Source organism: Streptomyces sp. NPDC048566, assembly GCF_043199735.1.
Taxonomy (GTDB): domain Bacteria; phylum Actinomycetota; class Actinomycetes; order Streptomycetales; family Streptomycetaceae; genus Streptomyces.
This window is the reverse complement of the sequence record NZ_JBICWL010000008.1, coordinates 166,195-178,542: the sequence shown is the minus strand read 5'-3', so window position 1 is coordinate 178,542 and position 12,348 is coordinate 166,195. Positions and strand designations below refer to the sequence as shown.

Here is a 12,348-nt window from a genome sequence, read left to right as displayed (position 1 = left end):
CTCGTGACACTTCGTCCGGTTTGCGGCCCGCCCGGTCGCCCCGGCCGCCGTCCCGGGCGACGGGACGGCGCACCCACTCCCCCGCCCACCGCCGCGGGCCCTCCCCGCAGCCTCCGCACTCCCACACCCGCACCCACCCCCACACCGACTCCCACTCCCCCTGCCCCGCAGCCTTCGCGCTCCGCCGGGTCGGCAGCGGAGCCCGCCTCCCGCGCGCCCTTCGGTCCGCCGCCCGGCAGGGAACGGCCCGGCGGGGAGCGGCCGGGCGGGGAGCGGCCCGGCGGCCGACCGTCCGCGGCGGGCGCACCAATACCGGTGACCGGCCGCCGGGGCCGGGTCCCTTCGCGTGCCGCAAGGCACGGACGCCCCGGCCGAGGTCACGGCCGCCGTGACGGTGCGCACACGGGTCTCCCCCGGGGCGGCGGCGTAACTAGGCTGGACCCATGGTCAATCTGACGCGCATCTACACCCGGACCGGCGACCAGGGCACGACGGCCCTCGGCGACATGAGCAGGGTCGCCAAGACCGACCTGCGGATCTCGGCGTACGCCGACGCCAACGAGGCGAACGCGGTGATCGGTACGGCCGTCGCCCTCGGCGGCCTGGAGACGGAGGTCGTCGAGGTCCTGACCCGCGTGCAGAACGACCTCTTCGACGTGGGCGCCGACCTGTCGACGCCGGTGGTGGAGGAACCGAAGTTCCCGCCGCTGCGCGTGGAGCAGTTCTACGTCGACCGACTGGAGGCGGACTGCGACCGCTTCAACGAGCGGCTGGAGAAGCTGCGTTCGTTCATCCTGCCCGGCGGCACCGCGGGCGCTGCCCTCCTGCACCAGGCGTGCACGGTCGTCCGCCGCGCCGAGCGCTCGACCTGGGCGGCCCTGGAGGTCCACGGCGAGACGATGAACCCGCTCACCGCGACGTATCTCAACCGCCTCTCCGACCTGCTGTTCATCCTGGCGCGCACCGCCAACAAGGACACCGGCGACGTGCTGTGGGTCCCGGGCGGCGAGCGGTAGCGGCACGGCGCCGGAGGCCGGGGCGGGCCAGGGCACGCGGGCGGGCCCGCGCGCCCCTTCTCCCGCCATGCCGCGGCCGGGCGTGTCGCCGCCACCCGGCAGAGGTGCCGGCCGGGGGTGGGGCGAGGAGAGCGGCACCCCGGCGGTCGCGCGGCGGCTGCTCGCCGCCCTCGCGACCCCGCCCGCGCACGGCACCGGGGCAGGGCCCGACGCGCCGGGCGCCTCGCCCCCGCGGGTGCGCGAGGATTTTTCCGCCTCGTCGAGAGCCTGTCGAACGCGGAGATCGCGGTGCGATCCGACAGAGCCGAGGTGACGGCGAAGACGCACGTCAGCCGCCTGCCCTCACGCCGGAACGCGGCAGCCGAGTCCAAGCAGCCGGACACGTCCGGGAGTTGGGCGCATGATCCGCTACTGAAGCCACTGGTCCAGACCTATTGACCCGTGGTCCAGACCTTTCTATTCTCGCGGCACTGCGCTTAGCCATGCCCACGACACCCCCGGCCCAGGGGGCGCAAGGGTGGCGGGAGCGCGAGCGCGCGCACGCCCGCCGGGCTGAGCACGGTCGCGGTTCCTCCGCTCGTCCCGGCGCCCCACGGCACCAGACGAAAGAGGAGAGGCATCATGCGCTTCCGGCAGAGATCCCGACACAGGACCGTGGCGGGGCTGACCACCCTGCTCCTCCCGCTCGCCGCGCTCGTCGGCCTCGCGGGGCCCGCCCAGGCGGCCTCCAGCGCGACCGCGACCTACACCAAGACCCAGGACTGGGGCACGGGGTTCGGCGGCCAGTGGACCGTCAAGAACACCGGCAGCTCGGCCATCAGCTCCTGGACCGTCGAGTGGGACTTCCCGAGCGGAACGTCCGTCACCTCCGCGTGGGACGCGGACGTCACCCACTCCGGCAACCACTGGACCGCCAAGAACAAGTCCTACAACGGCACCCTGGCGGCCGGCGCCTCCATCTCCTTCGGCTTCAACGGTGCCGGATCGGGTTCGCCCTCCAACTGCACGCTGAACGGCGGCAGCTGTGACGGCGGCACCACCGTCCCGGGCGACGACGCACCCTCCGCCCCCGGCACCCCCACCGCCTCGGGCATCACCGACACCTCGGTCAAGCTCTCCTGGAGCGCGGCCACCGACGACAAGGGCGTCAAGAACTACGACGTCCTGCGCGGCGGCACCAAGGTCGCGACCGTGACGACGACCTCGTACACGGACAGCGGCCTCACCGCCGGCACCGACTACTCGTACACGGTCCAGGCCCGCGACACCGCCGACCAGACCGGTCCGGTCAGCGGCGCGGTCTCCGTGCACACCACCGGTGGCGGCACCAACCCGCCGCCCACCGGCAACGCCGTCAAGCTCGGCTACTTCACCGAGTGGGGCATCTACGGCCGGAACTACAACGTCAAGAACCTCGTGACGTCCGGCTCCGCCGCCAAGATCACGCACATCAACTACGCCTTCGGCAACGTGACCGGCGGCAAGTGCGCGATCGGCGACTCCTACGCCGACTACGACAAGGCCTTCACCGCCGACCAGTCGGTCAGCGGCGTCGCCGACACCTGGGACCAGCCGCTGCGCGGCAACTTCAACCAGCTGCGCGAGCTGAAGGCCAAGTACCCGAACATCAAGGTGCTGTGGTCCTTCGGCGGCTGGACCTGGTCCGGCGGCTTCGGTGAGGCGGCCAAGAACCCGGCGGCCTTCGCGCAGTCCTGCTACGACCTGGTGGAGGACCCGCGCTGGGCCGACGTCTTCGACGGCATCGACATCGACTGGGAGTACCCCAACGCCTGCGGTCTGACCTGCGACACCTCCGGCGCGGCGGCCTACAAGAACCTCATGCAGGCCCTGCGTGCCAAGTTCGGCACGAAGAACCTGGTCACCGCGGCCACCACGGCCGACGGCACCTCCGGCGGCAAGATCGACGCCGCCGACTACGCGGGCGCCGCGCAGTACGTCGACTGGTACAACGTGATGACGTACGACTTCTTCGGCGCCTTCGACGCGGACGGCCCGACCGCGCCCCACTCTCCTCTCACCTCGTACAGCGGTATCCCGCAGGCCGGCTTCACCACGGCCGACGCGATCGCCAAGTTCAAGGCGAAGGGTGTCCCGGCGAGCAAGCTGCTCATCGGCATCGGCTTCTACGGCCGCGGCTGGACCGGTGTCACCCAGGACGCTCCGGGCGGCACCGCCACCGGACCCGCACCGGGCACGTACGAGCCGGGCAACGAGGACTACAAGGTCCTCAAGACGTCGTGCCCCGTCACCGGCACCATCGCCGGCACGGCGTACGCCCACTGCGGCAGCAACTGGTGGTCCTACGACACCCCGTCCACCATCGCCGGCAAGATGTCCTGGGCCAAGACGCAGGGCCTCGGCGGCGCGTTCTTCTGGGAGTTCAGCGGTGACACCAGCAACGGCGAGCTGGTCAGCGCGATCAGCAACGGCCTGAGCTGACCTCCGCACCACCCCGCACGGGAGCCGCGGGCAGACCTCCGGGTCTGCCCGCGGCTCTATCCGTAGGGCGCCCTGTCACCGGCGCCGGACATCGGCCCCGGCGGCCGGCGGCCGGCGGCCGGCGGCCGGCGGCCGGACGGACGGGACGGCAGAAGGGGCGGGTGGGGCGAGGTCCGCGGGCACACCCGCCCGCGGACTGCGGCTGCGGCGGTGGACGCGGGTGCGTCCGCGGACTGCGACCGCTGTGCGGGACGGGAGCGTCGGCGAACCGCTGCTGCGGGCGGTTGCGGGTGTAGGTGCGTCCGCGGACTGCGGACGTCACAGCGGGGCGACTGCGGGTGCGTCCGCGGAGTGCGGATGTGGGTGCGCGTTCGCGGACTGCGGCTGCGGAGCGCGGACTGCCGGTGCCGGTGCGGGTCAGGCGACGTTCACGCGCTGGCCGGGCGGGGCCGCCTCCAGCCAGGCGAGGAAACCGGTGAGCGCGTCCTCGCTCATCGCCAGTTCCAGCCGCGTGCCGCGGTGCAGGCACGTCAGGATGATCGCGTCGGAGAGCAGCGCGAGTTCCTCCTCGCCCTCCGCGGCCCGGCGGCCCTCCACCTCGATCGCCGCGCGTTCGAGGACCCGGCGCGGACGGGGCGCGTAGGAGAAGACGCGGTACCACTCGACACGGTCGCCGTTGTAGCGGGCGACGCCGTAGCTCCACCCCTTGCCGCTCGGGTCGCCCTTCTCCCGGACGTCCCAGCGCAGGCTGCAGTCGAACGTTCCGCCGGAGCGCTGGATCAGCCGGCGTCGGAGGCCGAAGACGAACAGCCCCACCACGACCAGGGCCACGACCAATCCGCACACAGTCAGAGCGAGGACCATCGACACCGACCTCCTCGTCTCCTAGGTAACGGAATAGGAAAAACTCCCGGATTTGCCTCAGCCGCGGCCGGGGCCGGAGTGATCCGGTCCCAGCCGCGGCTGAGTCAAAGCTTCACACAGTGCGGCCCCGGTACCCAAAGGGCCGGGGTCGCACCGCCGTCAGCGCGTCGACACCGCGCGCAGTCGGACGTCCGCGCGGCGCTCGGCGGACGCGTCCGCGTCCGACTTCGCGCGCTCGAGCGCCCGCTCCGCGCGCTGGACGTCGATCTCGTCCGACAACTCGGCGATCTCGGCGAGCAGCGACAGCTTGTTGTCGGCGAACGAGATGAATCCGCCGTGCACCGCGGCGATGACCGTTCCGCCGTCGGTCGTACGGATGGTCACCGGGCCCGACTCCAGCACACCGAGAAGCGGCTGGTGACCGGGCATGACGCCGATGTCGCCGGACGCGGTACGCGCGACGACCAGGGTGGCCTCGCCGGACCAGACACTGCGGTCCGCGGCGACGAGCTCGACGTGCAGCTCAGCAGCCAAGGTGGGCTCCTCGGGTCACCACCCGGCGTTGCTGCCGGGTGTTGGGTCAAAGTCTAATAGGCGTACGGAGGGGGACGGACCGCACCCCGCGAGGCACGGCCCCGCCCCCCTCACTCAGAACACGGGGTTCAGGAGACGCCGAGCTCCTTGGCGTTGGCCTTGAGGTCCTCGATGCCACCGCACAGGAAGAACGCCTGCTCCGGGAAGTGGTCGTACTCGCCGTCGATGATCGCGTTGAAGGCCGCGATCGACTCGTCCAGCGGGACGTCCGATCCGTCGACGCCGGTGAACTGCTTGGCGACGTGGGTGTTCTGCGACAGGAAGCGCTCGACGCGACGGGCACGGTGGACGGTGAGCTTGTCCTCCTCGCCCAGCTCGTCGATACCGAGGATCGCGATGATGTCCTGGAGGTCCTTGTACTTCTGGAGGACCGACTTCACCCGCATGGCGGCGGCGTAGTGGTCCGCCGCGATGTAGCGCGGGTCCAGGATGCGGGACGTGGAGTCCAGCGGGTCCACGGCCGGGTAGATGCCCTTCTCGGAGATCGGACGGGAGAGAACCGTCGTCGCGTCGAGGTGGGCGAACGTGGTGGCCGGGGCCGGGTCGGTGAGGTCGTCCGCGGGGACGTAGATCGCCTGCATCGAGGTGATCGAGTGACCGCGGGTCGAGGTGATGCGCTCCTGGAGGAGGCCCATCTCGTCGGCCAGGTTCGGCTGGTAGCCCACCGCGGAGGGCATGCGGCCGAGCAGGGTCGAGACCTCGGAACCGGCCTGCGTGAAGCGGAAGATGTTGTCGATGAAGAACAGCACGTCCTGCTTCTGCACATCGCGGAAGTACTCCGCCATGGTCAGACCCGCGAGGGCCACGCGCAGACGGGTGCCCGGGGGCTCGTCCATCTGGCCGAAGACGAGGGCGGTCTTGTCGATGACGCCCGACTCCGTCATCTCCTCGATGAGGTCGTTGCCCTCACGGGTGCGCTCGCCGACACCGGCGAACACGGAGACACCGTCGTGGTTGTTGGCGACGCGGTAGATCATCTCCTGGATGAGCACCGTCTTGCCGACACCGGCACCACCGAACAGACCGATCTTTCCACCCTTGACGTACGGGGTGAGAAGGTCGATGACCTTGACGCCGGTCTCGAACATCTCGGTCTTCGACTCGAGCTCGTCGAAGTTCGGGGCCTTGCGGTGGATGGACCAGCGCTCGCCGTCGTACTTCTCGTCGACGTTGAGCACCTCGCCGAGGGTGTTGAAGACCTTGCCCTTGGTGAAGTCGCCGACGGGGACCGTGATGCCGGTGCCGCTGTCGGTCACCGGGGCCTGGCGGACCAGGCCGTCGGTGGGCTGCATGGAGATCGTGCGGACCAGGCCGTCACCCAGGTGCTGGGCGACCTCCAGGGTCAGCGTCTTCTTCGCGCCGGCGTTGGCCGGGTCGGCCACCTCGACGTGAAGGGCGTTGTAGATGTCCGGCATCGCGTCGACGGGGAACTCCACGTCGACGACCGGACCGATGACCCGGGCGACGCGGCCCGTGGCAACGGCCGTCTCAGAAGTCGTCGTCATTACTTGTCACTCCCCGCGGTCGCGTCGGCAAGGGCTGCGGAGCCACCGACGATCTCGCTGATTTCCTGGGTGATTTCGGCCTGGCGGGCCGCATTGGCAAGTCGGGAGAGCGTAGTGATCAGGTCTCCCGCGTTGTCGGTCGCCGACTTCATCGCGCGGCGCGTGGCGGCGTGCTTGGAGGCAGCCGACTGGAGCAGCGCGTTGTAGATACGGCTCTCGACGTAGCGCGGCAGCAGGGCGTCGAGGACGTCCTCCGCCGACGGCTCGAACTCGAACAGCGGCAGGATCTCGCCCTTGGGCGCTTCCTCCGCGACCTCTTCGAGGCGAAGGGGCAGCAGACGGCCGTCGACGGCGTTCTGCGTCATCATCGAGACGAACTCGGTGTAGACGATGTGGAGCTCGTCCACGCCGCCGTCCGCCGTCTCCTTCTCGATGGCCTCGATCAGCGGACCCGCGACCTTCTTCGCGTCCGCGTAGGTGGGCTCGTCGGTGAAGCCCGACCACGACTCCGCGACCTTGCGCTCACGGAAGTTGTAGTGGGCCAGACCGCGGCGGCCGACGATGTACGTGTCGACCTGCTTGCCCTCGGCCTCCAGGCGTGCCGTCAACTGCTCGGCCGCCTTGATGGCGTTGGCGTTGAAGGCGCCGGCCAGTCCGCGGTCGCTCGTGAGGAGCAGCACCGCGGAGCGGGTCGCCGTCTCCGCCTCCGTGGTCAGCGGGTGCTTGGTGTTCGAACCGGTGCCGACCGCCGTGACCGCGCGCGTGAGCTCGGTCGCGTAGGGCGTGGAGGCCGCCACCTTGCGCTGCGCCTTGACGACGCGCGAGGCGGCGATCATCTCCATCGCCTTGGTGATCTTCTTGGTCGCGGTGACGGATCGGATGCGACGCTTGTAGACCCGGAGCTGGGCTCCCATGAGTCAGGTCCCTTCCTTACGTCACTTGGCCGTGGCCGGAGCGTCCTCGCCGAGAAGCTTCCCGTCCGAGGTCTCGAACTGCTTCTTGAAGTCCGCGATGCCGTCCGCGATGGCGGTGAGCGTGTCGTCCGACATCTTGCCGCCCTCCTTGATGGAGGTCATGAGGCCCTGCTCCTTGCGGTGCAGGTACTCCAGCAGCTCCTTCTCGAAGCGGCGGATGTCGGCGACCGGCACGTCGTCCATCTTGCCGGTGGTACCGGCCCAGACGGAGACGACCTGGTCCTCGGTCGGCATCGGCTGGTACTGCGCCTGCTTGAGCAGCTCGACCAGGCGCTGACCGCGCTCCAGCTGCGACTTCGACGCGGCGTCCAGGTCGGAACCGAAGGCGGCGAACGCCTCCAGCTCGCGGTACTGGGCCAGGTCGAGGCGGAGCCGGCCGGAGACCTGCTTCATCGCCTTGTGCTGGGCGGAGCCACCGACGCGGGAGACCGAGATACCGACGTTCAGGGCCGGACGCTGGCCGGCGTTGAACAGGTCGGACTCCAGGAAGCACTGGCCGTCGGTGATGGAGATGACGTTGGTCGGGATGAACGCCGACACGTCGTTCGCCTTGGTCTCGACGATCGGCAGACCCGTCATCGAACCGGCGCCCAGGTCGTCGGAGAGCTTCGCGCAGCGCTCCAGCAGACGGGAGTGCAGGTAGAAGACGTCACCGGGGTAGGCCTCACGGCCCGGCGGGCGGCGCAGCAGCAGGGACACGGCGCGGTAGGCGTCGGCCTGCTTCGAGAGGTCGTCGAAGATGATGAGGACGTGCTTGCCCTCGTACATCCACTGCTGGCCGATGGCCGAACCGGTGTACGGCGCCAGGTACTTGAAGCCGGCCGGGTCGGACGCCGGGGCGGCGACGATGGTCGTGTACTCCAGGGCGCCGGCCTCTTCGAGCGCACCACGCACGGAGGCGATGGTGGAACCCTTCTGGCCGATGGCGACGTAGATGCAGCGGACCTGCTTCTTCGGGTCGCCCGAGCGCCAGTTGTCGCGCTGGTTGATGATCGTGTCGACGGCCAGCGCGGTCTTGCCGGTCTGACGGTCGCCGATGATCAGCTGACGCTGGCCGCGGCCGATCGGCGTCATCGCGTCGACGGCCTTGTAGCCCGTCTCCATCGGCTCGTGCACCGACTTGCGAATCATGACGCCCGGGGCCTGCAGCTCGAGGGCGCGGCGGCCGGTGGTCTCGATCTCGCCGAGGCCGTCGATCGGGTTGCCGAGCGGGTCGACGACGCGGCCGAGGTAGCCCTCGCCCACGGCGACGGACAGCACCTCACCGGTGCGCTGCACCGGCTGGCCCTCCTCGACACCGCTGAACTCGCCGAGGACGACCGCACCGATCTCGCGCTCTTCCAGGTTCAGCGCGAGGCCGAGGGTTCCGTCCTCGAACTTCAGCAGCTCGTTCGCCATGGCCGAGGGAAGGCCCTCGACCTTGGCGATACCGTCGCCGGCGACGGTGACCGTACCGACCTCCTCGCGCGAGGCCGCGTCCGGCTTGTACGACTGGACAAAGTTCTCCAGCGCGTCCCGGATCTCCTCCGGCCGGATCGTGAGCTCCGCCATCTGGGTTCCCTGCTCTCCTTGTTGGGCCCGAAGTTTCACTTGGGGGGATGGGGACTCCCCCCGATGAGAGGTGAATCCTCTGCACGGCCCAACATGGGCCGTCCTTGCGTTCTGCTGTTGGGCTTGCTAGCTCGCCATACGGCGAGTGGCGTCCTCGAGACGGTCCGCGATCGAACCGTTGATGACCTCGTCACCGACCTGCACCCGGATTCCGCCGAGGACCTCGGGGTCCACGTCGAGGTTCAGGTGCATCGTCCGGCCGTAGAGCTTGGCCAGAGCGGCGCCGAGGCGCTGCTTCTGCCCGTCGCTCAGCGGCACCGCCGAGGTGACCACGGCGACCATCCGGTTGCGGCGGTCGGCGGCGAGCTTGGACAGGGACTCGAGTCCCGCTTCCAGGCTACGTCCGCGCGGCGCGGTCACCAGGCGGGTCACCAGACGCTCGGTCGTGACGTCGGCGCGGCCGCCGAGCAGGCTGCGCAGCAGCTCGCTCTTGGCCGCCGTGCCGGCGGTGCGGTCGGTCAGCGCGGCGCGCAGCTCGGTGCTCGATCCGACGATCCGGCCGAAGCGGAACAGCTCGTCCTCGACGTCGTCGAGCGCGCCCCGGCGCTGGGCGGCCGTGAGGTCCGCGGTGGCGGCCAGTTCCTCCAGCGCGTCCACCAGGTCGCGCGAGCGCGACCAGCGGGAGCGCACCAGACCGGCCACCAGGTCGGCGGTGGTGCCGCTGACCTGGGCACCGAGCAGGCGCTGGGCCAGCTCGGCCTTGGCCTCGGCGGGCTGCGCCGGGTCGGTGAGGACCCGACGCAGCGACACCTCGCGGTCGAGGAGCGCGGTGACCGCCGCCAGCTCGTCCGCGAGTCGCGCCGCGTCCACGGACGTGGAGTCCGTCAGCGCGTCGAGACGCTCACGTGCGGCTGCGGTTGCCTCGCGGCTCGCTCCGTGCGCAGTCATCGAGCCGCCTCGGCCTTCTCCTCAAGCTCGGAGAGGAAACGGTCGATGACACGGCTCTGGCGGGCGTGGTCCTCCAGGGACTCGCCGACCAGCTTGCCGGCCAGGTCGGTGGCCAGGTGGCCGACGTCCTGGCGCAGCGCCTGAGACGCGGCCTTGCGGTCCGCCTCGATCTGCGTGTGACCGGCGGCGACGATCTCCTCGCGCTGCCGCTGGCCTTCCGCGCGCATCTCCGCGATGAGCGTGGCGCCCTGCTCCTGTGCCTCCTGGCGCAGACGCGCGGCCTCGTGACGGGCCTCGGCGAGCTGAGCCTTGTACTGCTCAAGAACGCTCTGGGCCTCGGTCTGAGCGGCCTCGGCCTTTTCGATACCGCCCTCGATGGCCTCGCGACGCTGCTCCAGAACCTTGTTGATGTTCGGGAGGAGCTTCCAGGCCAGGAAGCCGAAGACGATGACGAAGGCGAGCAGGCCGATGACAAGCTCGGGAATCGGCGGGACGAGGGGGTTTTCCTTCTCCTCGGCCGCCAGAATGAGCAGCTGGCTCATGTCAGTGCCTTTCGTCTAGTGGGCTGTCGCTGATCTGGTGGATCAGGTGCCGTAGACGAACGGCATGACCAGACCGATGAGGGCGAGCGCCTCACAGAAGGCGAAGCCGAGGATCTGGTTGGCGCGGATCAGACCGGCGGCCTCGGGCTGACGGGCGAGGGCCTGGGTGCCGTTACCGAAGATGATGCCGACGCCGACGCCGGGGCCGATGGCCGCGAGGCCGTAACCGATCGAGCCGAGCGAGCCGGAGACAGCGGCAAGGGTCTGGGACATGCCAGTTCTTCCTTTTCTTTACGGACCGGTGGGGGTTGGCCACCGGACGACTGCGGGGTCGAGTGGACGGGCGCTCAGTGGTGCTCGGCCAGTGCGCCCTGGATGTAGGTGCAGGTCAGGAGCACGAAGACGTAGGCCTGAAGGGCCTGGATGAACAGCTCGAAGGCCGTCATCACGAGCGTCATCAAGAACGAGACACCCGCGTACGCGATGCCGATGCCGTTCAGCAGGTACCAGCTCGCGATCGTGAACAGCAGCAGCAGCGTGTGGCCCGCGAACATGTTCGCGAACAGTCGCACCGCGTGCGTGAACGGGCGGACCACCAGGTTCGAGAAGAACTCGATGACCATGGCGAGCGGCAGCACCGGGCCGAGCGACTTGTCGTACCCGGTGACGTTCTTGAAGAAGCCCACGAAGCCGTGCCGCTTGAAGGTCAGCGAGACCCACAGGACGTAGACGATCAGGGCCAGCACCAGCGGGTACGAGATGATCGCGGTGACCGGGAACTGGGCGACCGGGATGATCGACCAGAGGTTCATCATCCAGACGAAGAAGAACAGCGAGACGATGAGCGGTACGTACTTCTCGCCCTCCTTCTTGCCGATCGTCTCGTAGACGACGCCGCGGCGGACGAAGTCGTAGCCGGCCTCGGCGACCATCTGGAGCTTGCCCGGGACGACCTTCGGCTTGCGGAAGGCGGCCCAGAAGAAGCCGATGATGACGATCGAGCCGATCAGCGCCAGGAGCATCGTCTTGTTGAAGTAGACGTTGCTGTCACCGTCGCCCCAGAGGGGCTCGAACATGAACGAGTGCAGGCCGGGAGCCGGGAAGCCACAGCCGTCGAAGATGTGGCAGTCGGTCTCGAAGGCGAGCACCTGCGTCGGGTCAGCACTCACCGCGGGCTCCTTCAGCGTGGCGCATAGGTACGGCAACCTCGTTGTGTCGGCGCGGCACACGGCCGCGGTTCGGCACTGGACTGGTGTTACGGATGTGGGGGCGGCTGGGGGGCATCAAGCCTCGCGATTGAGCAGGCGTCAGCTCAGATGCCCGCGCCCGCGATGCCGCAGTTGGCACCGGACGATAGCAGGATCTCCCCCGCGCACTTATCCCGGCCCTACCCCTCACGACGAGGGCCCTGTCTTTTCGGGCTCTTCGGCCTTCGAAGACTCGGGTTCGACGTAGAGGATCCTGGCCTTCATCTGCGCACGCGCCTGTGCGCCGATCCACACGAGCGTGGTGGCGACCAGGGCGAGCGCGAAGGACTTGGGGTTGAACAGCGACGTGTCCTTGAACACGGCGACGAAGATGAAGAGCAGCAGAATCTGAGCCGTGTAGAGCAAGAGCCCCATCGCCTGGAACAGGTGCGGAAGCGATGCGGCGACGCGCTGCAGAACGTAGAGCCCGAGCCCCATGAAGAGGATCACGACCAGCGTCGCGACGACGGCTCCGATCGCTCCCTTGCCGCCGGCGACCACACCGGCGACGACGGCGGCAATCGCGCCGACGGCGGCTGTGGGTACAGCGGCTTGAAGGAGGATCCGGGCGTCATTGGACGGCATGGCGGCAACTCCGCTTGCTCAGGGGGGCAGGGTGTCGTCATGGACGAGCGTAGACCCGGGTG

13 protein-coding genes are annotated in these 12,348 nt (G+C 69.5%); 3 read left to right on the top strand and 10 right to left on the bottom strand.

The annotated features are described in order from the left end of the window. Positions 1 to 443: 443 nt before the first annotated feature. The 3 genes from ACGFS9_RS16125 to ACGFS9_RS16115 all read left to right on the top strand — a co-directional run bounded on the left by ACGFS9_RS16125 (position 444) and on the right by ACGFS9_RS16115 (position 3,476). The gene (locus ACGFS9_RS16125; protein WP_393253707.1) at positions 444 to 1,016 is read left to right on the top strand and encodes a cob(I)yrinic acid a,c-diamide adenosyltransferase; all 573 of its coding nucleotides are present in this window, start codon (positions 444 to 446) and stop codon (positions 1,014 to 1,016) included. A gap of 288 nt (positions 1,017 to 1,304) precedes the next feature. Beyond that, positions 1,305 to 1,454: a hypothetical protein gene (locus ACGFS9_RS16120; protein ID WP_393253705.1), complete on the top strand. Its 150-nt coding sequence runs from the start codon at positions 1,305 to 1,307 to the stop codon at positions 1,452 to 1,454. 183 nt (positions 1,455 to 1,637) lie between these two features. Next, positions 1,638 to 3,476 carry a glycosyl hydrolase family 18 protein gene (locus ACGFS9_RS16115; RefSeq protein WP_393253703.1) on the top strand — a complete coding sequence of 613 codons (1,839 nt, stop codon included), beginning with the start codon at positions 1,638 to 1,640 and terminating at the stop codon, positions 3,474 to 3,476. A gap of 417 nt (positions 3,477 to 3,893) precedes the next feature. Here ACGFS9_RS16115 and ACGFS9_RS16110 read toward each other — a convergent pair whose 3' ends face one another. From ACGFS9_RS16110 to ACGFS9_RS16065, 10 genes are all read right to left on the bottom strand, one after another. Continuing rightward, positions 3,894 to 4,340, bottom strand: a complete 447-nt coding sequence (locus ACGFS9_RS16110) for a DUF2550 domain-containing protein (protein WP_393253701.1) — start codon at positions 4,338 to 4,340, stop codon at positions 3,894 to 3,896. A gap of 159 nt (positions 4,341 to 4,499) precedes the next feature. Continuing rightward, the gene (locus ACGFS9_RS16105) at positions 4,500 to 4,874 is read right to left on the bottom strand and encodes a F0F1 ATP synthase subunit epsilon (RefSeq protein ID WP_393253700.1); all 375 of its coding nucleotides are present in this window, start codon (positions 4,872 to 4,874) and stop codon (positions 4,500 to 4,502) included. Positions 4,875 to 5,002: 128 nt separating this feature from the next. Then, positions 5,003 to 6,439 (bottom strand): F0F1 ATP synthase subunit beta, encoded by a 1,437-nt coding sequence (gene atpD, locus ACGFS9_RS16100; RefSeq protein WP_393253699.1) that lies wholly within the window; start codon positions 6,437 to 6,439, stop codon positions 5,003 to 5,005. Next, the gene (locus ACGFS9_RS16095) at positions 6,439 to 7,353 is read right to left on the bottom strand and encodes a F0F1 ATP synthase subunit gamma (RefSeq protein WP_393253697.1); all 915 of its coding nucleotides are present in this window, start codon (positions 7,351 to 7,353) and stop codon (positions 6,439 to 6,441) included. The genes atpD and ACGFS9_RS16095 overlap by 1 nt, the downstream gene beginning before the upstream one ends. 21 nt (positions 7,354 to 7,374) lie before the next feature. Further along, positions 7,375 to 8,964 carry a F0F1 ATP synthase subunit alpha gene (gene atpA / locus ACGFS9_RS16090; protein ID WP_393253696.1) on the bottom strand — a complete coding sequence of 530 codons (1,590 nt, stop codon included), beginning with the start codon at positions 8,962 to 8,964 and terminating at the stop codon, positions 7,375 to 7,377. 126 nt (positions 8,965 to 9,090) lie between these two features. After that, positions 9,091 to 9,912: a F0F1 ATP synthase subunit delta gene (locus ACGFS9_RS16085; RefSeq protein ID WP_393253694.1), complete on the bottom strand. Its 822-nt coding sequence runs from the start codon at positions 9,910 to 9,912 to the stop codon at positions 9,091 to 9,093. Beyond that, the gene (locus ACGFS9_RS16080) at positions 9,909 to 10,454 is read right to left on the bottom strand and encodes a F0F1 ATP synthase subunit B (RefSeq protein ID WP_393253692.1); all 546 of its coding nucleotides are present in this window, start codon (positions 10,452 to 10,454) and stop codon (positions 9,909 to 9,911) included. Before ACGFS9_RS16080 ends, ACGFS9_RS16085 begins: the two co-directional genes overlap by 4 nt. A gap of 42 nt (positions 10,455 to 10,496) precedes the next feature. Then, entirely contained in the window at positions 10,497 to 10,727 is a 231-nt protein-coding gene (gene atpE, locus ACGFS9_RS16075) for an ATP synthase F0 subunit C (protein WP_028804225.1), read from the bottom strand. A 74-nt stretch (positions 10,728 to 10,801) separates the two neighbouring features. Next, on the bottom strand, positions 10,802 to 11,623 hold the full coding sequence (atpB, locus tag ACGFS9_RS16070; RefSeq protein WP_393253691.1) for a F0F1 ATP synthase subunit A: 822 nt from the start codon (positions 11,621 to 11,623) through the stop codon (positions 10,802 to 10,804). Positions 11,624 to 11,848: 225 nt separating this feature from the next. Then, positions 11,849 to 12,286: a hypothetical protein gene (locus tag ACGFS9_RS16065; RefSeq protein ID WP_393253689.1), complete on the bottom strand. Its 438-nt coding sequence runs from the start codon at positions 12,284 to 12,286 to the stop codon at positions 11,849 to 11,851. Between the last annotated feature and the right edge of the window lie 62 nt (positions 12,287 to 12,348).